Raw genomic sequence first — 26,157 nt, 5'->3', positions numbered from 1 at the left:
TTTGGATGCTAACATGCTCGATAAATCCTTCTTACACAACCTTTCGGTACGAATACCATTCTTGTTCCGCGGGCAGGCGCCGCATCATCCGGTTGACCGCGTCGGCGATGCTACTCGGTGTGCCGGGCGTGACGACCATCCATCTCTTACCCGCCGACGACAAGTGCTCGCCGACCAGTCGCCCTTCCGGGGTGTCGACGATGGTCAGCACGCTCTGCTCAACGTGGGTCCGCGTGGGCCGGCCAGTCTCTACCCCCGCCTGTAGCGCGACGATCGACGACTGCGTTGAGCGCGTGGGATCAGCGGCCAACATCACCAGCCGCAGCTGATCGGCGTCCAGTTCTTGGTTGGTCAGGAATTTCCGCAGTGTTTCTTGGCTGGTTACTCCTGACTGCAGTGCATCGACATCGAGCGTAATCGGCCGCAAGGATGCGGGCGTGCTTGTGCCGCACAATCGCTCGATCTGCGCAGTCAGCACGGCGTTGGCCGCGCCTTCGGCGCTAGCGGTTCCGGCCCCGCCGATGCGGACCAGTTCTTCCGACCGCTCCATCACCACCCACCACTGGGCGAAGCGTGCCAGCAGCGCCCTGGCGGATTGTTCCCCCATGTCAGGGTTGTGGACCTGGATGAGCAGTGCAATGTCGCGGCGTGCGAGCACCGTCAGCCATTCCACAACCGTGGCGTCGACGGTCCCCGCCTCGTCGATTACACCTTCAGCCCGCAGTTCGGCGACGATCGGATGCTCCAGCGCCATCTGCGCCGTCTCGAAGCTGGGCAGAACCGGCCGCAGCCCCAACTCAGGGGCGAGCACCTCGAGGCCGGCGAGCACCTGAAGTACCCACAGTCCATCGATAGTGGTAGTCAACATGCAGGTCTATCCAAGCCGCTGGGGCGCACACCAGACGTGCGCCCCAGCTCAGCATTTCTGCGGCCGCGTCAGACGAAGAAGTTCGCGGAACTCAGGTCTGTGGCGTGGGCCGAAGCGTTCACCGTGTGGATCGTCTGACCGTGTTGCGCAACGGTTTCGATGAGGCCCTCGAAGCCGCGCAGCATCTGGATTTGCGCCTCATAGAAAGCCGCATGCGCTTGACCTTGGAAGAAGCCGGCGATTTGGTCAGTTCGATGCTTGATGTCGTCGTGGTGCTCCAGGAGGATTGCCGCTTGGTTTCCGACACCAGAGCCCAGGTCGTCGACGACGCCGTGGTCGTATTGAATGTTGCCAAAGCTTGTCATATTGATGCGTCCTAACTGGGTTCTATGGCGTGCTTACTCGAATGAGTGCTAGGTGCTGATTCCGGCGTCGCCGGCAAAGCCCGCAAAGCTGTGCGCCGCGTCTATCTCGTGTTGCTCCATGAGTAGCGCCACCTTGCCGAGTCCTTGCGCCAGCTTGGACCCCCACATGGTTGCCTGCGCCAAATCGTGCTGAACCTTCATCGCCGTGTTAGCCGATGAAAGGTAGCCGTCACCCTGCCAGGCAACGCCCATGTTCTCATGGTTGCTCAGATACTGGTTGGCGATGACGTTCGCGTGCTCCAGCGCGGTTTCGATGGCCTGCTGCGTCTGGCGCATCATGTCCGGCGTTACTTGAAGTAGTACCATTGCTTCTCCCTTGCTCGTGCCCCCGGGCGGGACGTAGGGGACAGTGTAGGCACAGCCCAGGTGGTCGCACACTTCACGTTCTTGGACCCAGCTGTCACAGCGGCACCACTGTTAACTGGGCAAAGGCTTTAGCTCTTTTCCGCCAGGTCGCGACCCCTATTTGCACCACCACGCATCGTAGTTCATGCAACATCATGCGCGGTCGCGTGTGGAGCCGAGATGACACGCCACTTACTCAGGCCCGTCAGGCAATAGGCAGCTTGAATCGTCGTGCTTGATCAGCCAATCCCGTGTCGAAGGTTGCGACGGCCGCATTGTGCTGTTCGGCAGCGTGAATCACGCAGCAGTCCGGTAACTTCAGGTTGGTCGCTGCCCGGATCTCGGCCAGCCGTCGCGCCGCGGTGGCAGGCAGGGGCACAGCATCGACATTCAATCGTGCGATAGCGCGCTCAACGTCCGCCATCCGGTTCGCCCGTGCTGCCCCGACATAGATCTCAGCCAGCGAGATCACACTTGCCGCAAAGTTTTCGGCTTGGTGCGCCAGCAGCAACCCGGTCGCTCGGTCGTGGTGCACATCGGCCGGCTCGAAGTGCGCGATCAGCACGCTGGCGTCCAAGACGATCACACCGGCCAGTCCTCACGCAGAGCGGTGAGGTAGTCGGGTCCGTAAACGCCGGCCAGCACACCCTTGGTGGCCTCGATGGCCGCTGCTCGCTTGCAGCCTGCCTGCTCGCGTTCTTGTTGGACGGCCTCGCCGCCTTCGATGATGAGCCGATGCAAAAGCCGCCCGGGTTTTCCGGCTAGCCTTGGCCAGCGGCGCGCGGCAGCGGCAAGCGCCGATTTGATGTCATCCGTTTCGGTAATCGCGTGTCGGCGGCGACTGGTCGGCATACGTCAAGTGTAACACTACGCTGCATGGTGTTGCACCAAATCGCCCCCGAGCATGCTTAATCAGAACCAGTTGGTCCATACCTTCTGACTGGTCGGTGCTCATGGTGCTGTTGGGCTCTTTGTCTCAGCTGATCCCGGTGATGGTGAATAATCCTGTGCTGCCTGATCCTTTCGGGGCAATGGTTGGTGCGGCTGGTGGGAGAACGGCACGTTTGGCGTGGCTCACTGCCGGTACCGATCGTCAGGGTATTTATCGGCCGCTTTCGCAGCCCTGTTGGCGACGAACGCGCTGTAGAGGGCAACAGGGACATAAACGAACAAGCCACCGATTCCGACGAGCATGGCGACCCCCGTCGAGACACAGAGCACCGCGACGAACAACGCGGTTAACAAGCCGGCGAGGACAAGCAGGTACAGCGGTGTCAGGCGCAGCGCGGCACGGTGGCCGGCCACCCATGCTTGATCACTGCGCATCGTCGACGGGATGCGGATTCCGGCCCATTGGTTACGCTGAAGCCGGCCGTTCGCAGCCCGCCAGTTCACCGTGATGAGCACAACGGTCAAGACCATGAAGCTGAGGGCGTAGAACACCGACATGAAGAGACCTACAGATTCCACTTGTTCTCCCGTGCGTGACGTCATTGCCGGCCAACGTACAGATAGTGAAACGTCGGACAGGACAGTATTCCGGGGCCGCCGGGATCCGGATCCTCATCGCCGAAACCTAGGTGGGGCCAGGCTTGGCCTTTTGAAATCATGGCCTCTACAGCTGAGAGCGTCATCAACCGCAAGTTGCAGGGCAAACCTTTGGCGGTCCTCCAAAGCAAAGTTATCGACTTGATTCGTTCACTGGTTACCGACGGCCTATTCGAACTCGGCGATCTGCCAACCGAGAGCAATCGTTTCGGCGCGTGGGATCAGCCGCGTGAGTAGTCGATCCGCGAATACGGGACGTATACGTGGAAACTTCGACGACCAGAATACGTGGCCGTGATTTTGCTGGCTGGCAGGCACCGAAGAAGGACAACGTCTCGCGAAAGCCCTTGAAGCGAGCCGAGGGTCGGCGAAGCAGCTGAACCAGACGGGAAACAGGGTGAAACGTTATGTAGCCTCGGGCGCGCACCTGAAGATTGCCTTCAACGGCCGTCGCACGATCGTGCACGTTGCCCTTACCCGGCCCAAGTCCGGCCGCCACCGGCGACCGAATCGCCAGCGCCCAGCGTGCCGCTATCTGTGGGTACCATCGTTTGATGATGTCAATACAGACGGCGAGGCTGTGATGTCGGCGCGTGACGAGGTTCTGCTCCGCGGTCTCATCGACTGGGTGGCGCTTGAGCGGATCCATAGGCGCGTTGCGCGCGAGAACGCAGGCGAACCGTTAGCAGTAATTCAAGATGAAGTCCTCGAGCTGATCCGCTCACTAGTAACCGATGGCCTCTTCGAATTGGGCGATCTGGCAACCTCAGACCACCGCTTTGGCGCCTGGGGGACCCCGCTCGATGAGTCCATCCAGCGGATTCGCGACGTGTATGTGAACCACTTCGATGACGACCCAGAGTGGTGGTTTTACTGCTGGCTAGATCCCACCGAAAAAGGATTGAAGGCCGCGCGGAAGCCATTGAAGCAAGCCAAGATTCGGCGCAGGACGTATAATGGTGTCAAGTAAAAACGTTGGCTCGATCAGCCACAACCTGCGCCACTCCGCGTTCAGCTCTGCCACTTATCGGATCGACAACCGTCACGCTCGCGCCTCTCTGGGTAGGATTGTTCGATGATGGCAATGCAGACGGCGGGCGTGTGATGTCGGCGCGGGAGGACGTACTGCGCTGGGGCCTCGTTGACTGGGTCGAACTGGATCGAATCCACCAGTACGTGGCTGAGGAAAACGTCGGCCAGCCCGTATCAGTTATCCAAAGCAAAACGCTCGAACTGATCCAGTCACTTGTGAGTGACGGCATGTTCGTACTGGGCGACGTAAAGCGAAATGTCGGCTTCACCCCCTGGAACACCTCTCTCGATGAGACAATACAGCGGATACGAGACGCGTACGTAACGAACTTTCGTGACGAGAACCATTGGATGTGGTTTTGCTGGCTAGATGCCACTGAAAATGGGTTGGAGGCCGCTAAAGCCCTTGCCGCAAGCTAAGATTCGGGCACAGGACAGCTGAGCAGAGCCGAGGACCTAGATTCCCTATCTTTGCCTCGGCGGCCTCGCGCACGTCAATCTGGGTACGATTATTCGATGATGCCGATACCGACGGTGGGGTCGTGATGTCTGCGCGTGACGAGGTTCTGCTCCGCGGTCTCATCGACTGGGTGGCGCTTGAGCGGATCCACTCGATTGTTGCCGAGGAAAACGCGGGCCAGCCCTTGTCGGTCATCCAGGACACAGTTCTCGAGCTCATCCGATCGCTAGTGAGCGACGGCTTGTACGTAGTCGGTGAGCTGAACGAGAGTTCTCGTTTTGAGGCTTGGGATACACCACTCGCTGAGTCGATTCAGCGGATCCGTGACGTATACACAACCAATTTCGATGACGACGCAGAGTGGTGGTTCTACAGCTGGCTGGCGATTACCGAAAAAGGATGGCAGGTGGCGGAGGACATCGAGTCGCGGCGGCAATCTGAGCACACCCAACTGACTGAGCCAGCCTCAAGCTGCTGCACTAACAAACGCTTGGTAGACGACGTGGGTGAGGTGAGTGACGTCGTCGCTTAGTCGCGGCAGACAATTCGACTCAGTAAACACCGTATGCTCGATCAGCCTGCCCTGAGAAGGCTCGGTGGAGCCGAGGACATAGGTGCTGTACTGCGCCCATAACCGCACCCCGGCAACTTCGAAGTATCCACTGCTGCGCATCGCTATCGCCGCAGGACAACGTCTCGCGAAAGCCCTTGAAGCGAGCCGAGGGTCGGCGAAGCGGCTGAAACCAGACGGAAAACCGGGTGAAACGTTAGGTAGCCTCGGGCGCGCACCTAAGCTAAAGCTCGCCTTGAACGGCCGTCGCACGATCGTGCACTTTGCCCTTACCCGGCCCCAGTCCGGCCGCCGCCGGCGACCGAATCGCCAGCGCCCAGCGTGCCACTATCTGTGGGTACCATCGTTTGATGATGTCAATACAGACGGCGAGGCTGTAATGTCGGCGCGTGACGAAGTCCTGCTACAAGGTCTCATCGACTGGGTAGCCCTCACGACGGTCCACGGGGCCGTTAAAGAGGAAAACCCAGGCGAGCCGTTAGCGGTCGTCCAAGACAAAGTTCTCGACCTGATTCGCTCGCTGGTGACCGATGGCCTGTTCGAATTGGGCGATCTGGCAACCCCAAACCACCGGTTTGGCGCGTGGGATGCCCCGCTCGATGAATCCATCCAGCAGATCCGCGACGTGTATGTGAACCAATTCGACGACGACCCGGAGTGGTGGTTTTACTGCTGGCTGAAGCTCACCGAAAAAGGACGGAAGCTCGCGGAAGCCATTGAGGCGAGCCGAGATTTGGCAGAGGGCAGCTAAGCAGGTCAGTTTCTTTCCGCAGCAGTGGCCAACGCCCGGTGGACAGCCCGCGTGAGTTCGGCGACGTCGCCGCTCAGTCGCGCCTGAGACCCTGACTCGATGAACACCGCATGCTCGATCAGTCGGCCTTCACCCGGCGTCTCGGAGCCGATGACATAGGTGCTGTACTGCGCCCATAACCGCACCCCGGCAACTTCGAAGTATCCACTGCTGCGCATCGCTATCGCCGCGGGCAGCGCTGGCGTGTCGACGGCTTCGGTGATGATGCCGACGGCAGCGAGGTCGCGCAGTGTGCAGTCGGCATTGTTACGCACCACACCCTCAGACGGGATTCCGGTGAACCTAAACACGCTTATCGTTTCGCTGCCATCCGAGCCGCCGTCGGGTCGTCGACCACACACCGCGATTCGCGACGGCTCGACTGTGCGGTCCACCAAATGCCTGATCTCCCAGCCTGGCGGAACGCCCAGGTTTGTCAGCCAACGGGGTGTTCTCTCGGCCCGAAGCAGTACCACGTCGCCGACTTCGCTGGCGATCGCGGCGGAAACCGACGACAATGCAGCGAGTCGTCGCCGTTCGGTCGAAAGTCGATCGTTCACCTCGGGCGTCACCTTGTGAATTCGCCTATGCCGCCGCCGATGCCGCCGATGATTCCACCTATGACGCCGAGTATGCCGACAATTGTCGCCCATACGCCCGGTGGCGGAGGGTCTGCGTGGATCGAAGGATGCCCCGGGTCGTTGTGCGTAGGTAGGGGTGTCTCGGGTGCGGGTGTCTGTGTTGCTGGCGGCTGGACGGGATGAGGCTGCGGCGCAGGTTCTGGAGGGGGCTCCGGCGTTGGTGTCTCCTTTGGCAGATGAACCTTAGTTTTCGGAATGTTGTCGCCCGGATCCCAAATTTCGACTACCGGTCCGCCCGACTCATTGTCCGGCCGGTAGCCAATCCGGGTTCCATCCGGGAGTGTCGCCCACTTGCCCAAACCTTTGCCGTAGGTGCCGGGTGGGAGTGGAGTGGCGTTTTGGGTGAGCTGATTGTAGAGATCCCCGATTTGCTCGGGTGTCGGAAGCACGTGGACGCCCTTGCGCTCGCCGGGTGGCAGCGGATCGACGATTTTGTGAATGTCTGACGGTGCTGGATCGCTTCGGCGAGGCGGTAGCCGAGACCTGACTCGCCTGAGTTGACGACGCAAACAGCTTCAGTACCCTCAACATAGGCGATCTTCTACCCGTTGAAAGAGACCAGGATGGCCAAACTTCGCGTGCAACCTTTCGAGGATATGGGCGACCCAGCGATCCTCTTGAACACAGATCAAGATGGAATCCGCATCTTCCAATCCGCGGTGCGATCCGCGCATGAAAGCGGTGAGACAACATTTGAATTCGATGGCATTAAACATCAAGTCGTGCGAGAAGATGGCGCCGCTGACATAGAGCTGGGTCCACAAACGGTTGTCTGGCGGTTCGACGATGCCAAACTTTTAGAGTTGCTCGATTTGATGACGCCGATGGTGAATAGTAGCAAACCAGGTCATCAATATTTCGATGACCTAAAAAGCCCAGTTGAATTGCTGGTGTTGTCGCATGACGAATACAAAAGCCCGCTTGCTTACGGGGAGTTCTCGCAACTCTATCCAGAGTCAAAGTCAACAAAGCCTCGTTGATTGACTCCTTGAGCGTAGACGTTCAAGAGGTTTTCCGGCCACAATGACCCCGTCGTACAAGGTCATCCGACAGCGAGCGCTACGCGGGTGAAAGCCAGGGGTAGACCACGTCGACATATTCGTCGCGGGACACAACCAGCGTTTGGGCGGGCGTGGAAATGTCGACGTATTGATGGCCGTCGCGGCCCTTTTCGCTCAGAACAGCCAGATCATTGATGATTTCGACCGCTTTGACGTGATCGAGTCGCCACACCACGTGAGTCTCTTCGAGGTCGAGATCGGCTGCGCCAGGCTCGATTCGGAATTCGTGAGTGACTCCATCGTGCTCCAGTCGCGATGATCCGTCAGCGTCTGCGTCGCTGAGCGCGGCCCTGAACTGATCCACGCCAGCACCGTCCATGGTCAACAACACGGCGTCGTCTCCGTAATAGAACTCAGTCAGGAAGTTGATGCGAATGACGCTCATGGGTCTTCCCGCACGGTCGGTGTTCGATAGGTCCGATGATAGGTATCTGGGTGGGGGTGAAGAGTGTTCTGGGTGGCGAGCAGCGGTGGTTGAGAGGCGCCCTTCTGTCAGAAAGTGGGCGATTTCGGAGCGCGCTCAATGCTGGTCAGCAGCGAGCGATACAGAATCTCAATCAGGTCCTCAACCTCGCGGTTCAGCCGCGGAAGCGCCTCAGCACCGACGGCAACGACCTGTTCGATAAGCGCCCCGCCGGCAGCGGTGTTGATCACGTAGTGGTGGAAATGGCTATGTATCGTGCGCGCGTCGGCGTGCAGAGTGCCTGAGGAACGCATTGCGATCACCCCGTAACACGGTGGGACGTCGAGTCGGTACGTGCGAATATCGTTGGCTCCGCTGTCGCGCAAGGTGCGGTCGGCATTGTTCAGCACTATTGTTTCGGGCACCGTGCCGGGCACCCGGTAGACGTTGAGGACTTCGCAGCCATCCCAGTGGTGGCCGCTACCGAGTCGCCGCACCAGAACCCTCGTCACGGCGGGGTCGTTGATGCTGCCCGCGGCCCAACCTGGCGGCACGGTGAGATCGGGTAGCCAGAGTCGCAGGTGCGCCTGCGGCACGAAAGTCAGTCCTCCGCTCTGCGCAGCGATCACTTCCGCCAAGGACGACACGGCGCTGGAATTGAAGGGTGCAGTCATGACAGGCCGACGATCAAGCGAGGACGAGGATGCCAATAATCAGTGCTATCAAGATGCTGCCGCCGATCGCGGTTTCGCCGCCTGCAATTTCCAGATCACCAGGGTTAAGAGGGGGCACGTCGATGTGCGGCATTAGGCCTGGGCCAGGTGCCGGAGGAGATGCGGGTGGGGGCGCAGGAATGGTAGCACCGGGGTACGGCGCCAGCAGCGGGTTCTGCGGCCCCCCAGGGACCCCCGGGGCTAGCAGGTTCTGCATCCACGGCGGCAGCGTAGCGATGAGCGACGGATCAACTCCCTTCAGCGGGGGGAGATCGCCTACCGGGCGGTGCTCCCACTCGGTGCTCTTCCCGGGTGGTTTGTAGTCCCAGTGCGGATTATGGCTCGAATCCTCGGGATGGTATCGCCACTCACCACCCTGGTCGTCCCAGAGATGCTCGGCGCCCTTTCGCTGTTCCCTAGCTTTGCTTGGCGGCCCTGGTGTCAGGGGTCCTTCAACGGGAGGGTGAATACCGTCGGGAGCCCTGCCTCGGACTGGTGGCGGAGGCGGCGGGGTCGGCTCTGGGTCGAGTGGAAGGGGCGCAGGCGGCGCCTGTGGTGCCCCGCCCGGCCCGGTACCGAGCATTTGTACGCCGCTGCCGCCGGCATCGGTGGATGGTGCAGGAGGACTGCTCGGCGGGGCCGGCGGATGGGGTGGCGTCGGGGGCGTTAGCAGCTGCGCTGGTGGGTTGGTCGGTTCAGTGTGTGGGGATGGTGGTTTGAGTGTGTGGGCGGCGTCGCCGAGATTGAGTAGAGGAGGTTGGGGCGGGCTGGGAGGCAGGGGTGGTTCGGGGGGGACGTAGGCCAGCGATTGGGTGGCGGTCACGGTGGTGGCGGTGGCCAGGCTGGTGGTGAGTGGCGCGGTGCTGACCGGGCCGCGCAGGGCGGCGGCGTTGAGCATGCCGGGTTTGAGCCCGGCCGCGCGCCCGGCGGTGGGCGGGGGCGGGGAAAACGGTTGGGCGGGCGGCACGTAACTGGTCACCCCGGGCGCTGCCGCGGGCATCGGCGGGGTCACCGGGGCCGGTGGCGCGGTGACGGGCAGGGCCGGACTCGGCGCCGGTGGGGTCACCGCGGCGCTCGGCGGTGGAGCGAACATGCCCATCACCGGGGTTTGGGCGTGGGCCAGGCTCGGGGCCGAGGGGGTGGCCGAGGCATAGGCGTGCACCGCCGCCATCGGCGGGATCGACGAACTCGGGGTGGCGGGGGCGGCCAGCGGGGTGTCGCCCAGCATGTTGTTGGTCGGCCCTGAGGTGGTGGTGGCCGTTGCCGGGCTGATCGCCGCGGTGGCGGCTTGTTCGGCGGTGCTCATCACCGCGCTTAGCCCGCTAATGGCCGCGGTCTCACCGACCTGGGCGGCCGCCATCGCCGGGGCCGCCGCCGAACCGCCGGCCAGCGCGGGCAGCGCCGACAACGCGGCCAGCGCACCACCGATGGTGTCCAATCCCACCCCGTAACCGAGCCCGGCTTGGGCGTTGTTGGGCCACATGAAGCCGAAATACTCCAAATTCAGCGCCACGATCTCCGGCGTCAACGCCCCCAACACCCACGGATTGATCGCCTCATCAGCGGCCTCATGCGTCCGGTTGGCCGTCGCCTGCACATGGGTGACCATCCGGGGCACCGTCATGGTGTGCAACTCACCAGCCGCCTGAGCAAGTTGTGCTTTCAGCAACGCCTTGGCCGACGCATCGGTGACCATGGTGTTCAGCGCGCTCACCGATGCCGCCGCCTGGACATGACCCACACCACTCCACCCGGCAGCGGTGGTCACCGTGTTGAGCGCCGAGGTGACCACCGTGTCTTCACCCGAAGCGCCCAAGGTGGTCATCGCCGCGCTATAGGCATGCATCGGCGCCGCCCCCGCCCCCGAAGTCATCGTCAAATACGACGTCGCCGGATCAATCATCGGCCACGGATGCAGACCCATCAGCCAAACCCCCTGGCGTTAAATGCCGGCCGCGGCCGCGCGCATCACCTCAGTAGCCACCGTGGTAATCATCGCCAACGACTGCGCCCCCGAATACAACCCCCGCATCGCCGCATGCTGCTCCGCGGTCGCCACATGCCCCGCCCCCGCCGCCGCCGCGATCGCGGCGAACCGCGCCGAATCCACATCCGCGGCCATCGGCACCGGACTCATCACCGCCGGGCCCACCGCCGCAGCCACCCCCGCCGACTCACCAGCCAACCCCGCCTCCATCGCCGCCGACGCCCCCACCGCCGCCGGCACCATCCCAAACACCATGCCCAACCTCCTCAAATCGCTGCCTAGAGCACCCCCGTAGGCACAATCGAACGATCCTAACCCCCGCTACTGCTGCCCTGCGTGATCACCGTCAACAACGATGCGGGCGTGGGTCACAGCCTCCTTCTCAGAATTGTCGCTGCCACCACGTGCCGCCATCCCCGCCGGGGCCAGCGGCATAGCGGTAAGGCCCGTACCCGCTGCGGTAGGGCCAATTTCGGCGGGGTTGGGCACACCGACGCGCAGACCGGTTGGTCTGCCACCAGTTGCGGGCTCGAAAGTGCTGGCGGGCCGGGTGTAGCTGGTCAGGCCGGCACCGGGAAACGCGCCCACTCCAACGCCGCCCACACCCTTGACCGCACCGGCACCAGCCGCCGTCCCCACTTCGGCCGCTTCCTGCGCCGTCGCCGGAGAGAACACGCCCCCCATCGACTGCAGCATGGATTGCGGCAGGCTGGAAGCGGTCTGCGCTGCCTGCACCGGAGCCTGGGTAATCCCGGATAGCGGTTGGGTCACACTTGACGCCGCCTCCTGCAGCGGACCGCTAAGCGAACTGAGCTGCTCGGTAATGCCGCTGGCCGCGGACGACGGCGCCTGCCCGGCAGCCTGCGTAGCCCGGCTCGACAAGCTCACCCCGTCCTGCCCGCCGGTGGTGGCCGCTGCCTGCGCCACGGCCTCGCCCGCCGCCGCCGGAGCGGCTGGCGACGCACCGGCGGGGGCGGCGGGGGGCGGCATCGCCAATGCGGCGGTGAATCCGCTCATCGCGCTGGAATACCCCCAACCCACACTCGAATTGTGGGCCCAGTGTTCCCCGTAATACTCGATATCGCGTTCGACGATGGCCGGGGTCAACGTGAAGAGGACACCAGGGTTGGCCTTATCCATCGCGTCCCTTTCGGCCCGGTTCGTCCGGCTGACCACGGAAGGAATCACCGACGACCGCGCCGTCGTGAAGGTGTCGATGGCGCCTTGGGTGACAGTGATCTTGTGCGCGGTCCAGCCTGCGGTCGTCTGTAACCCGGTATTGAGGTCGGTTGCCGCCACAGCGGAGGCGATCGCGCCGAAACCCTGCCACGAGCTGAGGGTGGACGCGGTGTTGGCAACCGAAATCCCCATCGCCAGTTCGTGGTGGGCGGTCTCGGTGATCCAGACCAAATTGTTGCCAATCACCGACGCCGGTGAGCCGGCCTCAAAAGTCGTTGCGATGGCCTCTGGTGGGCCCGTCCACCGTGGGTCGCCCGGCATGCTGGTCCGTTAGCCCAGCGCGGTGCCGTGGATCGCGTCCATGGCAGCGTATGTGCCCGAAGCCAGCGACTGCGCGCCGGCAAAGGCGGTTCGCTGCCCGACATGATCCGCGACTGTCGCCAGGTAGGTGGCACCGGCGGCGTTCAGCGCTTGCGCGAATTCCGCTGAATCCGCATCTGCCGCCATGGGCACCACACCGGTGAGGGCGGCCGCGCCGGCCGCGGTGGTAGCCGCCATTTCAGCACTGATGCCCGACTCGGTGAGCGACGACAAATCGACTGCAGCTGGAATTACCCCGAATCCGCTGGTCATATTGCCTCCCAAGTGCTTCCACAGATACATATCCGCGAACAAGTTGCTTGAGTTTAAGGTGTACGCCACACGCTGTCGACTCAGGCCTCCGCTGCCACCAGCGATGCGATGTAGTCCTCCTACTCTGGGCTTCCTACCAGCACCCCCTCGATCTCACCTTCCGTCGTCACCAACAACCCGCGCCCCGGTGCCAACTGCTGGGCACTCGTCCTGCCGAACACCTTCACACTTGCCGGGTCGTTATCCATGAACAGCGTTGGCGACCGAGATCCGGTTAGCTTCTGCACAAACGGATTCATCACCACCTGAGCGGCCCAGTTACCGGGCAGCCGCGAGGCGATGACGTGCAGGCCGATTTCGCGGCTGCGCTCGATCAACCCCCACAACGGGGCGGTCGCCGCCTGCCTTACCGCCTGATTGTGGGGTCGAAGTTCGTGTTCGTCGTCGATCAGAAGGAAGTGCTGCGGGCCCTCCCACGATTTCAGGTTCAACAGTTCTTCCTGAGTTAGACCCGACGGTGGGAGACGGTCCTGCAGTAGGGCGGCGAGTTCCCTGATCACGGTATCGATGTCGTCGGCGGTGTAGGCGTAGGCCCGCACGTGCGGGCCGCGAATCTGGCCGATTAGCGTCGTCTTCGGGTCGATGATGGTGATCTGGGCCTGCTCGGGACTAAACCTGCTGGTAACGGCACGACCGAACGCTGCCAGCGTCGTGGTCTTCCCGCACAGCTGGCGGCCCATCACCAAAATGTTCGGCACCATTCGGGTCGGCAGCGCCACCGGTTGCAGAGCGCTCTCACCGATCGCGAACGGCAGGTTCAACGGGTCCGCGGCCTCGGCCGTGTCGGCGAAACGCGCGATGACCTCCCGCAGCGGTACCCGCCCGGGCAACCGCGATAGGCGTTCCACCTTGCCGGTCCCGGTGACCTGGCTAATCAGCGAACCGACGCCGCGGGTTCCCACCCGTTCACCGGTGGCCCCGGTCACCTCGGGCATCCCGACCAGCAGCTCGTATCCGTCCCGGGTGAGCCCAAATCCCGGCCTGTCCAGCGTATTTCGTGCGCCCTTGCGCTGCTCCATCGACGTGCCCATCTGCGATTCGTCGGGATTACTCAGCCGCAGCTGGATCCGCGCGTTCGACACGTTGAGCAGACCCTGCTTCTGGCCGACGAACCAGGCTGTGGCGCTGGTCATCACGTGTACGCCGTAGGACAGGCCCTGGCGGGCGATGGCGATCGCGCGATCGCCCATGCCGGGATCTTTTTCATATAGATCGCCGTAGTTGTCGATCACCAGAAAGACGTCGCCGAACTTGTCTTCCGGGTCCGTCCCGCCACCGCCTGCCGCCCCGAAGCGTCGCTCGCGAAACTCCGAGATGTCGATCTGATAGTGCTTGAACGACGCCTCACGCGCGCGGATCAATCCCTCGATCGTGGCGATGGTTCGCGACACCCCTTCGCTGTCGTTGAGGCTGACCACCCCGGCAACATGCGGAAACTCCTCCACCGGATACAAGGCCGCCCCGATGCAGAAGAACGTCACTCGCTCCGGGCGGTACATCAACGCGGCCGACGTCATCAACGTCATCAGCGTGGTGGACTTGCCCCGTTGGGCGGTCGCGACAACCATGACGTTATCCATCTCGGCGTCGAGCACTTGCACCCGTTGCACATGCTCGTCGGGGATGTCAACGATGCCGACCGGGAAGGTCAGGCCCGGGTTCTGCCCATAGTCGACATGCCAGGGCTTACCGCGCCAATATGCTACCAAGGCATCCACTTGTTCGCTGACTTCCAGTGGGGGAAGCCAAATTTGGTGGGGCAAGCGAGCAGGATGCGAAACCAGCGACTCGCGGATAACGTCGAGTAGTTTCTTCTTCCTGAAGCCATCGGCGTGAAAGAGGAATTCGTCAGGTTCCTCTGGTTCGTCGGTCGCCGCCAGGGCTGCGGTGTCCTCGGCGCTGAGCGGCTGGTACTCCCAGGTGAGAGGTCGCGGCTGGGAGAAGCTAACGTCGACCGTCCTGTTTACACTCGCGACCTTCTTGGGTAACACGAACGGCGCCGATAAGTAGAAGCACCGGAACGGCTCCAGGTCGCGCGGACCGACTTTGAGTAGCGCGTAGCCGTTTTCCTTCGACGGGAGGTGCAGTGCAGCATCGCTACCAATGACGTCGCGGGAGTCCTCGGCAGTCTCGGCCCGCAGCGCTACCCGGAACGCGATGTTGCTCTTGGCCTTGCTCAGCGACGACAGATCCAAGCGCTGGCCGCCGAGGGTGAAGAACACGTTGCAGCCGCGGCCTTCCTGCCCGATGTGAATGACCAGTTGTATCCACTCTTGATGATGGTGAAACAGTTCCAGGTACTCGTCGATGATCACTAGCAGGATCGGAACCGGCTCCAGATCCCGTCCGGCGAGCCTCATCTCCTCGTACTCGTTGGCGTCGCGCGCGCCGGCCTCCTTGAAAAGTCGGTATCTCCTCGCGATTTCGCCGTTGATGGTTTTGCACATCCGCTCGGCGAGGTGCCGGTCGTCCTTGCCGAGGTTGGACAGTGAACCGGCAACGTGGGGCAAGCCCTCCAGGTCCTGGGCGGCCGACTCGAATTTCATGTCGACGAAAATGACGATAAAAGCTTCCGGCGAATGCGTCAGGGCGATCCCGTTACACATCGAGAGGAAGAACTCCGATTTGCCCGAGCCGGATGTTCCGATCACCACGGAGTGAAATCCAAATCCGCCGAAGTCTTTTGCGCGGAAGATGACGTACTGCAACTCGCCGCCCGGCTTCACCCCGACCGGCACCATCGCCCACTTATGGTCACCGCGGCCACGGCTTTCCGCCCACAGTCGGTCGACGTCGAGCCGACGTGGATCGCTGATCCCCAATGCTCGCAGCAATTCAGCGCCCTGGCTGTCGGTTTCGGACAAGTCACCAGCGCTCATCGGAGACCAGCGCGCCACCGCCCGCGCATAGCGGTTGGCGGTGCTCTCGGCGAGCATATCGGCCACCGCGTAGAACGCGGCGCGGTGATAAAGCCGCCCTTCGCGTAACTCGAAACGCTGGTCCTGTTCCGCGAAGCCGACGCCGACACCGGGCCGGGTCGCCAACCGTAATACCGTGATGCCGGCCATACCCTTCTGTCCGGTGACACTCTCCCACTGCTCGGGCGTTCCGACGTTGTCGTCGACGATCACCCAATGGGGGCCAAGCATCAACCCCGACGACTCCATCGGTGACGGCATCGAGGTCGGGCTGGTTCCGGCCGGCGTACTCCACGGCCCGCGCCCCTTGCGGTGCAGCTCGGCGTCGAGTGCATCCTCCAACTCGGTCGGCGAGGTGAACACCAACCGGCGCAGTCCGCAGGCGTCGAACATTTCGTCGTGCTGATTGTGCGGCAGCCACACCAGCCAGGACCACTGCTCGGGGTGGCGGGTGACCACCATGAGCTTGAGGTCGTTCGGGCTGTGGTACACCGCCAGCGAGCACAGCATTGCTCGCGTGAGATTGTGCAGTTCGGCCGGCTCCTGCGCGGTGAAGCTGAATCCCGGTTTCGACCGCAGACTCAGCACCTTGCCGATGCCGCGGATCTTGGTCTGCTCCAGAATGAAGTCCCGCAGCGCACCGCCGGTGACGGGTTCGAGTTCCTCGCCGATGGGAACCTCCGGCCACTGCAGCGAGACCGCCGAATCGCCGGCGTGCTGGATCCCGATCCCGAGCCGGACTTCGAGGAAATCCGGGTCGCCCGGGCGGCGCTCCCACATCCGCGGGCCGCCGATCACGGTGTCCAGCTTCTGCGGATCACCGTGCACGAACAGCTGGCTGCGCCGCTCCTCCCGGGCGGCCCGTTGCACCTCCTCGCGGTCCTCATCGAGCTGTCGCAGATAGATCCGGCGCTGCTTCTCCTGCTCGCCCCAAGAAATCCGGCGCCCACGCCCGAGGCGGCCACTGAACATCAGCGCGCCGAATCCGGCCAGGCCCATCATCGGGAAGAATCCCGACTGCAGGGAGCGCACGCCCGAGGTGTACATCACCACCAGGGTGCCGATGATCCCAACCAACAGTGCAGGGATGGCGATCATCAGCAGGATGTTGCGCGGCTCGCGTTCCGGCAGGGCCAGCGGCGGCGCGACGGCCACCCGCACCGGCGGAACGCTGGGCGGGGAGTTGCGTGCGCTCCTGACGAATCCGCGTTTGGACATCGCTAACCTCCCGCCGTCTGGGCATTTGCATCGGGGATGGGCGCCACTGCACCACCTCCGGCGATAGTGTCGCGCTCCAGCAGCGCGGACTCGTGGCTGATCGCCGGCCCGGCGGCGAACGTCCGAATGATCGGCCAGGGTGCCTGCACGGCGCTGCGCGGGTCAAGCGCCAGCGCCTGTAGAGTCCGGTTATCCCATTGGATTCCGTACCGAACACCTTGCGGTGAAAGCCAATACAGGCTTTCCCGGCTGACCGCGGTAGCGACGCCGCTGGTGGTTGCGACGAAGTTGGCCGCTCCCGGCAACAGCAGGGTCTGATTGGCTTCCACGGAGTTGGCGTCGCGATCATTGCGGACCAGACGGACCAGGCGCGAGTCCATGCTGATCGGAACGGGCAGACCGCGGCCGGTGAAGATCGTGATCGCCGCTTGCGGGTCGGTGGTCTGCTTCCGCCACGCCACGCAGGTCACCGGATTTGCCGATGTGTCGACGAAATCCAGCCTGCTCGTGGGGTAATAGTCGACATCGAGGGCGTCGACGACGGGAATGTGGATCAGCTTATCCGGCGAGATCAACGTGGGTGTGGCCGAACCGTGCGAATCCGCAGTGCGCAGTAGATCCGCGACGAAGCTGGTGATCTGTTGCACGCCATCGGGCAGCAGTACGTAGAAGCCATTGACGACGCCTTGAGCGTCCCGGGTCGCCAGCACACTACCGACCGCTGATTGCGGTAGCCACCGCGATGGTGCGCCAGCTTCCGGAATCACAGGTACCGCAAGGGGTTCGGTCGACGGCATCGCATCGAACAAGGCGTTGGAGATCTCGATCGGGTAAGTTACTCCGGGATCGAGACCGAGGTTGAAGGTCACCGACCTGTCGGTGGGGTCGATCCGCGACCGGTGGCCTCCCCAGATCACATACGTCGCGGCCTTGTGGGTGACGAGCACAGCCTGCGCGGGCGCCATCGCAGCCGCCCGACCAAACGACGACAGCTCACCGGCGATGGACGTCACCACCGGCGCCGCACCGGTCCCCCGGGCAGCGGCGGTGTCGCAAACCGACCACGCCGACGTGGGACTCGGCGTGACCGTAAGACTGCCCGGCACACCGGGGATTCCGATCATCGGGCCGGTCGGATACTTGGCGATCTCACTGGCCTTGACCCAGGCCGGCGCCGCGGCATTACCGACCGCCAGTCGCGCGGAGGTCAGGTTGAGGGCGGGGTAGAGTCGCTCGTTGATCTTCGCGTACACCGCACCTGTGTCACGGTTGCCGATGATCGACGACTGGCCCGCCAGTCCGGCGGGCTTCATGATGTGCAGCAATGCCATCCAGCCAATGCCGATTAGGACGAAAACGATCGAAAGCATTACGGCTGCTTGTTGTTTACGGTCGTCGTGCTTCATCTGGACCGAGAAGCGCGTGATCGCCGCCTTCAGCCGGCGGTTGTAGAACAGATGCCCCGAATTCTGGTCCCGGTTCGACAGATTAAGTGGCATGATCAGTATCCTCTCGGCGGACGATTGACATCCGCCTGCTGTACGAGCGCAACAAGATTCACACCGTCCGCGCTGACACCGTAGCGATGCATGACATAGTTCATCGACGCGCAGATGTTGGCGACCGGATCGAAGATATTCATCGAGGTACCCGGTTGGTGGTAGCGGGCGAAGGTTTCCGGGATCGTCTGGGTGATCCCGCGCGCGTATCCCATGCTGTAGCCATCGGCCTGGACCGCGCTCGGGCTGGCGGCCGGCTCAGATGCCACGGCAGCCGGCCGCCCGCCGGATTCTCGGGCGATCAGGGTCTGGTATCCCCGCAGCCAGTTGCGTCGAGCCGCCGGGTCGGTGATGCCCAGGTGATCCAGCGCCGCGGCGATATGCTTCTTGACCTGTCCGGTGCCGAATGACCTGTCATATCGCACATGGCGGTGGTGCGGATAGGTCAACCGCCTCGCGCGGTGGGCGAGCAGACGGGAATGCTGGCGGGACCGGCGTAGTGTGTTCCGCTGCAGTCGGATACGAGTTATCATGCGCTGCACTGCCTCTCGGCGCCCAACCGGAGTTTCTGCCGCCGGCATCGAGTCGGCGTTTGCGTCGTCGAGCATGGCTTGGGTTAGGCCACGCCCCCGGGTGTGGTCGGCGCGCGCAGCGGCCAGCACGGTGGCCAGTCCGGTGTCGGCGCCTGCCGCGTGTCGCAGGCCCGCTATGACCTGCCGGGCCGCCGGGGCGGTGGGCCCCATCCCGGGACGTGCGCTTGCCACGGTTAGCCGACCCGTATGGTGCCCAAGCGTTCGCGGTGTCTGGATGGGGCCGCCATCTTGGTAGGTGCCGCCATACAAACGGCGGCCGCGTGCCAGCAGTTCGGTGGCATGCGCCTTCAACGGATCCGCTGTCATTGGATCTCCGCGCCATACCGTGCGCGATTCTCGGCCGCTGCCTCGTTTCTTAGTGCGGTGATCGCAATGTTCAGCCTGTCAGCCAGTTGCCCGTGGCTGTAGCCGGTCACCACATCCGGGTGCAGGGTCAACTCGACCAATCGGCCGTCTGCGTTTGCGACGGCGTGGATGTCGCCGAGATCGACGCTGTAGGTGATCGTCTCGGCCTGCGCGACGAGTGCCTCCCACTTGTCGGCAGCCGCGCTCAGATCGCGCAGAACCGCTTCGACGAGATCTTTGTCGCTCAGCTGCATACGACTGCCCGGCCGCGGCGCCATGACGGTATGTCGGCCCTTCCGACCTTTGTCAACTCACGCTTCATGGGCTTGCGGTCCACCTGCTGGCCGGTGCTGCGCTCAGGGCCTGGAACCAGGCGAAGTGGTAGTTCGCAGAAACCGTGTCCCCGCCGGCGATTCCTTCGGTGGCGGCCAACAACAGGCAGTTGAGCAGCAGCGCGGCGTCGACATCCGGGTACTGGGCCAGGACTTGGTAGCGCGCGGTATCCAGGTGCACGCGTAGCAGGTCGAGTTCGGCCTCCACTACGCCGGTTCCGGCGGCGCCTGCTTTGGCCAACGTGTGAACCATCCGCGGCAGGCCATCGCGCCAATGCGTGGCCTCGCCGAGTAGCCACCCCAGATCGTCGATCATCGGCAGCTCACGGGGTCGCGGCGAGGGTTCTACGGCGTCGAACCCGGCGGCCGAGCCCAGCGATGTGCCCGGGGTGTAGGCGACGGATCGCGTCGCCTGGCCGAGCAGCGCGATGGCGTTGCCGGTGCGTCGCTCCGGCGTGAGCAGCCGTACTTCGGATGGCAGCACGATGCCCGGTGGTATCCAGCCGCAGGCGAGGTCCGTCACCACCACGGTGGTGCCGTCCGCCCGGTCGCCAACGGCCCACCGCAATCCAGGTTCCTGACGGGCCACAAATTCCAGGCGCCGTTGTATGCGCTCCTGGTCGGTCTCGCCCGCGGGAGAAGCCTCCCGCGCGGGCGCTTCAATGGCGGGCTCCGGCTCGACACTCGAAGCTGAGGGGATCTCGGCATCCGGCGCCGACGTGGTAGCGGCAGTGAGCCCTTGTGTCGTGTCGCTATCGGTGTGGTCGAGATTCGTCAGGCGCAGGTACTGCGTGGGCCATTCCGGCACGACGTTACGGAGGTGACGAACGGCCGATTCGACGCGTCGGGTGGCGAAAGCGCGGGCACTGTTGATTACTCGAGCTTCTTCTGCTTGTCGGACCACGTCCGCGAGCACCGTGCGCCTGATATTCCGCACTTCGATGTTCGCGGCGTCGGCTATCCGTTGGAGGTCCGCCCGAAGATACTGCGCGACCGCAGCGCTCTCGTCGGTGACCGTGGACAGCTCGGCAGGCCACAATCCGCCGGTCACCCAGGGGGTGCAGTCGACAGGAGAGCTGAAAGCCGGAATCGTCAGAGATTCTCGGGTCGCTCTCCGGAGGCGCTGGCGCGCCGTCTTCCGGCCGAAGATCGCCACCGGCCAAGCCTACCGTCAACGCCGAAGCTGTCAGTTCACCCGTCCTCCCCAGGTTTGTGCAGGTCAGGCTGATAAATCGGCGCATGCCGAGGCGTTTTTCAGCTGAATTGTCAGGACAGCGGGGGTCTGCGTAGCGTGGTGGCATGGCTGATGTGGGGCTGCAACAGCATCTCGATGAAATCCGTGCGCTGCTGCGCCGGGCTCGAGAGTTGTTCGGCGCCAATCCGGTCGAGCCGCCAACCGATATCGCGCCCGATCCCGACAGGGTGCAGCCCTGGCTGCGTTAGCCGAAAAGGCCTGGTTCACGCCTTGCTGTCACGGGGACGCAGATCGTGCGCCATCAGCTTCTCGATCGCCGCGTCGATGTGCTCGGTGGTGGGAACCTCCGCGGAGGGGGTGTAGCCGGCGGCGACGATCTCGGCGCGGACTTCCATCAGTGCCTTGAGGTAGGACACGTCGGCGGTCAGCAAGATGCCCTGCGCCAAAGTTTGGGCGTCGGCGTCCATCGCCGCCTCGCTCAGCGCGACGCTGTACATGTATCCGCCGCGGCAGGACCGAAAGAGGATATGCCCGCTCGGGTGAACGGTGTCAAAAGCGGGATTGGCCTCCTGGGTCATGGCGCCGCTCTCCCCCGCAAGCGGGGGGACCCCCACCTCATCGCTCTGTCGCTCTGCATCGTCGCCGGCGCGGGTCATTGACGCTCGTCAGAGGTGCTTGAACTCGTCGGCGGCCGCGTCTTCGTGCTGTTCCCACATGCTGGCCGAGGTTTTCAGGTTGTGCGCAATCTCGGCGTGGCTGTCGGCTTGTTGTTCGTAGCACTGCCGGCGTTGCTCGAGTAGCTCACGTCCGGCCTCACGCAGCTCGCTGAACACCGGACCCAGCGAGTCCAAGCTCTCTTGAATTGCCTCATGCGTCGACGGGACGGTCCGCAGATAGTCGGCGGTCTCTTCGTGGTGGGCGGCGGCTGCCCGCAAGTTCGCGGGCACCACATGGATCCGATCTGCCATCCGCTGTCTCCTTGTGACGAGTCGGCGTGCTCCGCCGACAGATTTCTATTGTGCTGCGGCGGTGACAACCGCCGGCCTGGTGGGTGTCGGTGGGTCGGTCCTGGCCGGTGCGTCGGCGGTTACCGGCGCGGGCGGATGCTGCCAGCCTAGAAAGCTCGGCCCGCTCACGGCGGAGATGTTTTGGATCTGACCGTCGACGAGCGCCTCGCGGTGGCCGAGGGCCAGCGCGTGACGGGTGGTGAACATCCCGATATCTCCCGGTTCGACCTGTAACGGGTCGATCGGGTCAACGACCGGAGTTCCCGGAGGCGGGATGTTAATCCCCTGCTGCCGGAACGCATCTGCGATTGGTGCTCCGCCGGCGGCGGCTTTGATCACCGCGGCCAGCTCGGGGCGGGCGGCGGTGACCGTCTCGCCGTTCGGCAGTGTGACCGTGGTTGGACCCGTCGCCGGTTCGCCGGCCTCGTCCTCGGTCGCGTTGTCGTCACTTGGCCGCGGCGACGTCTGCCCGGTTGACAGCTGGTCGTCGCATCCAAGCCCCGCGTCGTCGAGTGCCCCCGGGCGCCGCTCCGCCCCAGTTCCGGCCGGCAGGTCGGGAAGCGCAAACCCGCCTGGGCCGCCCCAGGTGGGTGTCGGCGCTGCTCCCCCACCCAGGTTCGGCAGCATCGGTACCGGTGAGCTCAGCGGTGCTGACGAACTGTGCGCCGGTATGCCGCCGGTCGCCAAGCCCGGATCCTCAGCTGACAGTTCGTCGAAACTGGGATCAATTCCGGTATCCGGCAATGCTGCGGGAGCCTGGTTGGCGCCCGGTAACTCCCGCTCCGCATCACCTTGGTCACCCTTCGCTGAGCCGTAAAGAGATGTGCACGCCGCCATCAGTGCCGACTTCGATGCGTCATCAAGGTTGGCGCTGTCTACCGCGGTGCGCATTTCTTCAAGCTTGCCGATCAAGAAGCGTTGAAAGTCACGCGCTCCTGCCGGGGTGTCCAGATCGGTTCGCTTCCGTAGCGCCGCCTCCACATCGTGCTGCAGTTTGTTGAGCGTTTCCCTGCCGTCGACGGTGTTTTGGTGCGCATTCAGAATCGCGCAAACGACCTGCAGGTCAAGTTGAGCGGTGGCGGAATTTTGGTGTGCCAGAGTAGCTTCCGTGAGCCGGATCGCGTCGGCCGCGTCGCCCTCCTGACGGTCGGGAACGGGCCCGAACAGATCCGGATGGTGGGTGCGAATCGTGGCGAGAAGTGCGTCCAGCCGTTGCGGACTCGCCACAAACATCGTCGCGGCATCACCGAGCTCATCGCCGGTCAGTCCGGTTCGCCATGCGTTCGGGTCGCCGGTGCATTGCGTGACGTGCTTGATCGCCGCAAGCACATCATCAGTGGTTGTCATCACCTAGCCGCATGGCCATGCGCCCGACGGCCGAGGTGGCGCGGCACCAACATGCCGGCGACAGTAGTCACGCAGGTCCCCGCCGACAATTCAGCTCCGCGCACGTCGGTCGACCAGCGCACGACTGGATATCCCGTCAGCCGGCAGAAGCGCCGTACGGCGGGCACAACGACTCCAATGCCGATTTTTGGGCGCGGTCGAGTTCGCGGGCATCCGAGACGATCGCGATGATTTCCCGTTGCTTGGCAATCAGGAACATATGGAATGCCCGCGCGCCCATGGGTGTATCGATCGCGAGGGCAACCTGATTGTGCACAGCGGTCTCGATTTCCGCGGCGATGGCGTCGAGGCGGCTGACCCCCTCGACGGTCGCGGCATGGGCGCTGGCGAGTGCCGCCGCCAGGGCGTGGTCGGCGTCAGCCAGCTCGCCGTGCCGACTTTGTAACGCCGCCTGCCTGGCCCGGATAGCAGCCACCCCGGACCCGGCCTGTTCTGCCATGGCATCAAGGTACTCAGCCGGCCCACGGCCAACAACTCAACCGGCTGGCGAGACTGCCTAAGTCAACGGGCGCCGGATCTGCACGTTTGTGCCCAGCGGGCTGATCCGGACCGCCGCACCGGCGTGGGGCGCTTCTACCACCAGATTGTTGCCGATGGCCAGTTGCACATGGCCCATATGCGGGAAGACGAGATCGCCCGGCCGGACTTGCGAGCGTGGCACCACGATTCCGTCGTGGATTTGTTGGTAGGTGGTGCGGTCGAGATGGACTCCTGCCTGCGCATAAGACCACTGCGTCAAACCCGAACAATCGAACCGGTCGGGGCCTGTCGCGCCCCAGACATACGGTCGGCCCAACCGTGACAACGCGGCTCGCACAGCGGCGCCGGCACGGCTGTTGAGTGGCGGCAACCGCAACCCGGTCGGTCTGCTGTCGCGCCGCCGTCGTATTCGGTAACGCAGTGCCCGTAATGTCGCAGCGTGCTGCCGGGCCTGGTGCTGCGCCGTTTGCACGTGGGCTCGCTGCGCCCGCAGCCGCGCGGCGCGGCGACGGATCGCCTCCCGTTGCGCCATCGGAGTATCCGGGATGGCGGTGTCGGCGCGGGCCTCGTCGAGAACACCTTTGGTCAACCCGCGGGCTTGGACGTGATCTTGTTGGGCGCGGGCGCTGACCGTCGCAACGGCGGCATCGGTATCTGCAGTCGATTGCAGGACTTGTCGGCTGTGGCTGACCGTGCGGCGGTAGAGCTCATGTCCCCCGCCGGTATTCAGGCCAGCGGCTCGTTCTAACAATCCGTCGAAGTGGGTTGTGCTTGTTTCCAGTGGCGCTGGTGCTCCGCCGCCGGCGAACAGTCGATACGCCCGGTTCAGTGCTTCCAGTTCGCTTCCGCTCACTGGGGTTTCTTTCCGTCAGTGTCCTCATCCGCGCCACCACGATTGATCATGTCGGCGAAGGCCCGCACTCGCGCTAGTGCTCCCGGGGCGATGACACCCCGATTACGGATGTCCCACAGTTCCTCGGTGTTGACACCGACCAGTGCTGCGATCACCGGCTCAGGCAGTGACGACTGCGCACATGCCTGGTCGAACCGCGTGCTCAGGCTCATCGGCATACGTTGGAGCAGGTTGCTGCGGGTTGCCTCCAGGGCTTGCAGATACTCCATGAGCCGGCCCGCGGAGTCCGACCCGGCATTGACGGCGACCCGCCAGGAATTGGCGGCCAGCATCTCGGCCTTCGCGCACTGAGCGATCACGGATAGAATATACGTCTCATATTCGTTTGACGTCGTCGCCGGTAGGCGGGCTATCACCGAGTTGATCGCCTCAAGTTGCGCTTCGGCATATCCCTCGAGGACTTCGGTGTCGCTGTGCCGATCGACCACGAGCGCTCCGGCGGGTCGCGTCGGCATCACCTCGGTCGGCTCGGCCGCGATCAAGCGGGCCAATTCCGCATCCGCATCACCGGCGACGACTAACCGCGAGTAGGTCCCCGGCGGCAAGCCCAGACCATTCTCAACCTTTTGAACTGTGCTTTTATGCGGTTTTCGGGTGCCGCGCTCGAGGTAGCTCAGGCCCATGACGCTGACGCCGGTGACTGCGGCGAGGTCGGCCAGTGACCAGTCGCGCGACTCGCGCAGGGCTCGGATCGCCGCTCCAGCCGATTCGCGACTCACCGCAGCGCTCCGGCCATATCCGGATGGTACACAGACCAATCCCCGGACAAGCGGATATTCGTATTTGCCTCGTTTCTCTTGCAATCTAGAGTGTTGATATATACGCTTCCGTCTACGTTCTGGTTCAAGAGGAGGCAGTGGCATGGGGTATCCGTGTTCGATCAACCCGGAGTTATGGTTCGGCTACACCGATGACGATGGCGGCGACGGTGCCGCCAAGGCCCGCGCATATGAGCAGTCGGCCACCCGGGCGCGGCTGCTTTGTCTGCGCCGGTGCCCGTTGGCGCAGCAGCAGCGCTGTGCCGGCTACGCCGTCGAGCACGGTGAGGAATACGGCGTTTGGGCCGGCGTCAAACTTCCCGGCGGCCAGTACCGCAAGCGGCACCAGCTTGCGCAAGCGCACACTATCCTGCGCCGAATCGCCGCCGGTGAGATCAACTCACGACAACTGCCCGACAATGCCGCGCTGCTGGAGCGGCGCGAGTACCACGCCGTTCGGGTGCCCACGGCAGTGTTCCATCTGCCGAGCGGCCGCATCGATCCCCGCTCAGCCGCTTAGTCGCTGAACTGCCCGGCCGTACAAACGCTCTTAATTTGGGTAACCGTTACGCTGACCCAGCCGGCCGACCCAGGGGGCGTAACCATGACCTTCGACCTGACACCGACGGCAGCGCAACACGACCTGGCGCAGCGCACACACGAGTTCGCCGAGTCGGTGATACGGCCCGTCGCGCTCGATTACGACCAGCGCCAGGAATTCCCGTGGCCGGTGCTCGAGGAGGCGGCCCAGCGTGGTTTTTATAGCCCGTTGTTCT

Annotated in this window: 32 protein-coding genes; 8 read left to right on the top strand and 24 right to left on the bottom strand. The window is 63.7% G+C overall.

The features are described 5' to 3' along the window. Positions 1-31: 31 nt before the first annotated feature. The 6 genes from ACRDTL_RS06765 to ACRDTL_RS06740 all read right to left on the bottom strand — a co-directional run bounded on the left by ACRDTL_RS06765 (position 32) and on the right by ACRDTL_RS06740 (position 3,108). Positions 32-868, bottom strand: coding sequence for an ESX secretion-associated protein EspG (locus ACRDTL_RS06765; RefSeq protein WP_431505941.1), 837 nt, complete (start codon positions 866-868; stop codon positions 32-34). Positions 869-936: 68 nt separating this feature from the next. Next, positions 937-1,233 carry a WXG100 family type VII secretion target gene (locus ACRDTL_RS06760; RefSeq protein WP_431505940.1) on the bottom strand — a complete coding sequence of 99 codons (297 nt, stop codon included), beginning with the start codon at positions 1,231-1,233 and terminating at the stop codon, positions 937-939. 48 nt (positions 1,234-1,281) lie between these two features. Next, positions 1,282-1,572, bottom strand: coding sequence for a WXG100 family type VII secretion target (locus tag ACRDTL_RS06755; protein ID WP_431505939.1), 291 nt, complete (start codon positions 1,570-1,572; stop codon positions 1,282-1,284). A 271-nt stretch (positions 1,573-1,843) separates the two neighbouring features. Then, positions 1,844-2,224 (bottom strand): type II toxin-antitoxin system VapC family toxin, encoded by a 381-nt coding sequence (locus ACRDTL_RS06750; protein WP_431505938.1) that lies wholly within the window; start codon positions 2,222-2,224, stop codon positions 1,844-1,846. Then, complete coding sequence (locus ACRDTL_RS06745) at positions 2,221-2,490, bottom strand: hypothetical protein (RefSeq protein ID WP_431505937.1); 270 nt, start codon at positions 2,488-2,490, stop codon at positions 2,221-2,223. Before ACRDTL_RS06745 ends, ACRDTL_RS06750 begins: the two co-directional genes overlap by 4 nt. A gap of 222 nt (positions 2,491-2,712) precedes the next feature. Beyond that, complete coding sequence (locus ACRDTL_RS06740) at positions 2,713-3,108, bottom strand: SdpI family protein (RefSeq protein ID WP_431505936.1); 396 nt, start codon at positions 3,106-3,108, stop codon at positions 2,713-2,715. Between the two features lie 475 nt (positions 3,109-3,583). On the opposite strand from ACRDTL_RS06740, the gene ACRDTL_RS06735 reads away from it, so the two are divergent. The 4 genes from ACRDTL_RS06735 (at position 3,584) to ACRDTL_RS06720 (ending at position 6,000) form a co-directional block, all read left to right on the top strand. Further along, positions 3,584-4,156 carry a hypothetical protein gene (locus tag ACRDTL_RS06735; protein WP_431505935.1) on the top strand — a complete coding sequence of 191 codons (573 nt, stop codon included), beginning with the start codon at positions 3,584-3,586 and terminating at the stop codon, positions 4,154-4,156. Between the two features lie 134 nt (positions 4,157-4,290). After that, positions 4,291-4,638, top strand: coding sequence for a hypothetical protein (locus ACRDTL_RS06730; RefSeq protein ID WP_431505934.1), 348 nt, complete (start codon positions 4,291-4,293; stop codon positions 4,636-4,638). 125 nt (positions 4,639-4,763) lie between these two features. After that, positions 4,764-5,210 carry a hypothetical protein gene (locus tag ACRDTL_RS06725; protein WP_431505933.1) on the top strand — a complete coding sequence of 149 codons (447 nt, stop codon included), beginning with the start codon at positions 4,764-4,766 and terminating at the stop codon, positions 5,208-5,210. Between the two features lie 82 nt (positions 5,211-5,292). After that, a complete protein-coding gene (locus ACRDTL_RS06720) occupies positions 5,293-6,000 on the top strand; it encodes a hypothetical protein (protein WP_431505932.1) in 708 nt (235 codons plus the stop codon). A gap of 5 nt (positions 6,001-6,005) precedes the next feature. Here ACRDTL_RS06720 and ACRDTL_RS06715 read toward each other — a convergent pair whose 3' ends face one another. Then, a complete protein-coding gene (locus tag ACRDTL_RS06715) occupies positions 6,006-6,599 on the bottom strand; it encodes a hypothetical protein (RefSeq protein WP_431505931.1) in 594 nt (197 codons plus the stop codon). 644 nt (positions 6,600-7,243) lie between these two features. Between ACRDTL_RS06715 and ACRDTL_RS06710 the strand changes: the two genes are divergently transcribed. Beyond that, entirely contained in the window at positions 7,244-7,660 is a 417-nt protein-coding gene (locus ACRDTL_RS06710) for a hypothetical protein (RefSeq protein ID WP_431505930.1), read from the top strand. 79 nt (positions 7,661-7,739) lie between these two features. On the opposite strand, the gene ACRDTL_RS06705 is transcribed toward ACRDTL_RS06710, so the two are convergent. From ACRDTL_RS06705 to ACRDTL_RS06655, 11 genes are all read right to left on the bottom strand, one after another. Beyond that, a complete protein-coding gene (locus tag ACRDTL_RS06705; RefSeq protein ID WP_431505929.1) occupies positions 7,740-8,126 on the bottom strand; it encodes a hypothetical protein in 387 nt (128 codons plus the stop codon). A gap of 107 nt (positions 8,127-8,233) precedes the next feature. Beyond that, the gene (locus tag ACRDTL_RS06700) at positions 8,234-8,818 is read right to left on the bottom strand and encodes a hypothetical protein (RefSeq protein WP_431505928.1); all 585 of its coding nucleotides are present in this window, start codon (positions 8,816-8,818) and stop codon (positions 8,234-8,236) included. A gap of 13 nt (positions 8,819-8,831) precedes the next feature. Continuing rightward, entirely contained in the window at positions 8,832-10,781 is a 1,950-nt protein-coding gene (locus ACRDTL_RS06695) for a PPE domain-containing protein (protein ID WP_431505927.1), read from the bottom strand. Between the two features lie 18 nt (positions 10,782-10,799). After that, positions 10,800-11,099, bottom strand: coding sequence for a PE domain-containing protein (locus ACRDTL_RS06690; RefSeq protein ID WP_431505926.1), 300 nt, complete (start codon positions 11,097-11,099; stop codon positions 10,800-10,802). Between the two features lie 66 nt (positions 11,100-11,165). Further along, positions 11,166-12,344, bottom strand: a complete 1,179-nt coding sequence (locus ACRDTL_RS06685; RefSeq protein WP_431505925.1) for a PPE domain-containing protein — start codon at positions 12,342-12,344, stop codon at positions 11,166-11,168. Between the two features lie 9 nt (positions 12,345-12,353). After that, entirely contained in the window at positions 12,354-12,656 is a 303-nt protein-coding gene (locus tag ACRDTL_RS06680; RefSeq protein ID WP_431505924.1) for a PE domain-containing protein, read from the bottom strand. A gap of 119 nt (positions 12,657-12,775) precedes the next feature. Beyond that, positions 12,776-16,852 (bottom strand): type VII secretion protein EccCa, encoded by a 4,077-nt coding sequence (eccCa, locus tag ACRDTL_RS06675; protein WP_431505923.1) that lies wholly within the window; start codon positions 16,850-16,852, stop codon positions 12,776-12,778. 2 nt (positions 16,853-16,854) lie between these two features. Next, entirely contained in the window at positions 16,855-18,351 is a 1,497-nt protein-coding gene (gene eccB / locus ACRDTL_RS06670; protein ID WP_431505922.1) for a type VII secretion protein EccB, read from the bottom strand. Between the two features lie 2 nt (positions 18,352-18,353). After that, complete coding sequence (locus ACRDTL_RS06665; protein ID WP_431505921.1) at positions 18,354-19,250, bottom strand: transglycosylase SLT domain-containing protein; 897 nt, start codon at positions 19,248-19,250, stop codon at positions 18,354-18,356. Beyond that, positions 19,247-19,567, bottom strand: coding sequence for a DUF2710 family protein (locus ACRDTL_RS06660; RefSeq protein ID WP_431505920.1), 321 nt, complete (start codon positions 19,565-19,567; stop codon positions 19,247-19,249). The genes ACRDTL_RS06665 and ACRDTL_RS06660 overlap by 4 nt, the downstream gene beginning before the upstream one ends. Positions 19,568-19,607: 40 nt before the next feature. Continuing rightward, positions 19,608-20,777 (bottom strand): DUF5631 domain-containing protein, encoded by a 1,170-nt coding sequence (locus ACRDTL_RS06655; RefSeq protein ID WP_431505919.1) that lies wholly within the window; start codon positions 20,775-20,777, stop codon positions 19,608-19,610. 143 nt (positions 20,778-20,920) lie between these two features. Here ACRDTL_RS06655 and ACRDTL_RS06650 point away from each other — a divergent pair, with 143 nt between their 5' ends. After that, positions 20,921-21,064 (top strand): hypothetical protein, encoded by a 144-nt coding sequence (locus ACRDTL_RS06650; RefSeq protein WP_431505918.1) that lies wholly within the window; start codon positions 20,921-20,923, stop codon positions 21,062-21,064. Between the two features lie 15 nt (positions 21,065-21,079). On the opposite strand, the gene ACRDTL_RS06645 is transcribed toward ACRDTL_RS06650, so the two are convergent. The 6 genes from ACRDTL_RS06645 to ACRDTL_RS06620 form a co-directional block, all read right to left on the bottom strand. Then, positions 21,080-21,394: a DUF2694 family protein gene (locus tag ACRDTL_RS06645; RefSeq protein ID WP_431505917.1), complete on the bottom strand. Its 315-nt coding sequence runs from the start codon at positions 21,392-21,394 to the stop codon at positions 21,080-21,082. An 87-nt stretch (positions 21,395-21,481) separates the two neighbouring features. Continuing rightward, positions 21,482-21,784, bottom strand: coding sequence for an ESX-1 secretion-associated protein (locus ACRDTL_RS06640; protein WP_431505916.1), 303 nt, complete (start codon positions 21,782-21,784; stop codon positions 21,482-21,484). A gap of 45 nt (positions 21,785-21,829) precedes the next feature. Next, positions 21,830-23,170, bottom strand: a complete 1,341-nt coding sequence (locus ACRDTL_RS06635) for a DUF4226 domain-containing protein (protein ID WP_431505915.1) — start codon at positions 23,168-23,170, stop codon at positions 21,830-21,832. A gap of 136 nt (positions 23,171-23,306) precedes the next feature. Further along, positions 23,307-23,669 carry a DUF4226 domain-containing protein gene (locus tag ACRDTL_RS06630; RefSeq protein ID WP_431505914.1) on the bottom strand — a complete coding sequence of 121 codons (363 nt, stop codon included), beginning with the start codon at positions 23,667-23,669 and terminating at the stop codon, positions 23,307-23,309. A 57-nt stretch (positions 23,670-23,726) separates the two neighbouring features. Further along, positions 23,727-24,563: a C40 family peptidase gene (locus ACRDTL_RS06625; protein WP_431505913.1), complete on the bottom strand. Its 837-nt coding sequence runs from the start codon at positions 24,561-24,563 to the stop codon at positions 23,727-23,729. Then, positions 24,560-25,342 (bottom strand): helix-turn-helix domain-containing protein, encoded by a 783-nt coding sequence (locus tag ACRDTL_RS06620; protein ID WP_431505912.1) that lies wholly within the window; start codon positions 25,340-25,342, stop codon positions 24,560-24,562. The genes ACRDTL_RS06625 and ACRDTL_RS06620 overlap by 4 nt, the downstream gene beginning before the upstream one ends. A gap of 142 nt (positions 25,343-25,484) precedes the next feature. Between ACRDTL_RS06620 and ACRDTL_RS06615 the strand changes: the two genes are divergently transcribed. Continuing rightward, entirely contained in the window at positions 25,485-25,901 is a 417-nt protein-coding gene (locus ACRDTL_RS06615) for a WhiB family transcriptional regulator (protein WP_431505911.1), read from the top strand. A gap of 84 nt (positions 25,902-25,985) precedes the next feature. After that, positions 25,986-26,157 (top strand): acyl-CoA dehydrogenase family protein (locus ACRDTL_RS06610; protein ID WP_431505983.1); only part of this gene is annotated, 172 nt, incomplete at its 3' end.

It is taken from the genome of Mycobacterium sp. (assembly GCF_050700595.1).
Taxonomy (GTDB): domain Bacteria; phylum Actinomycetota; class Actinomycetes; order Mycobacteriales; family Mycobacteriaceae; genus Mycobacterium.
This window is presented reverse-complemented; position numbering and strand designations above follow the sequence as displayed.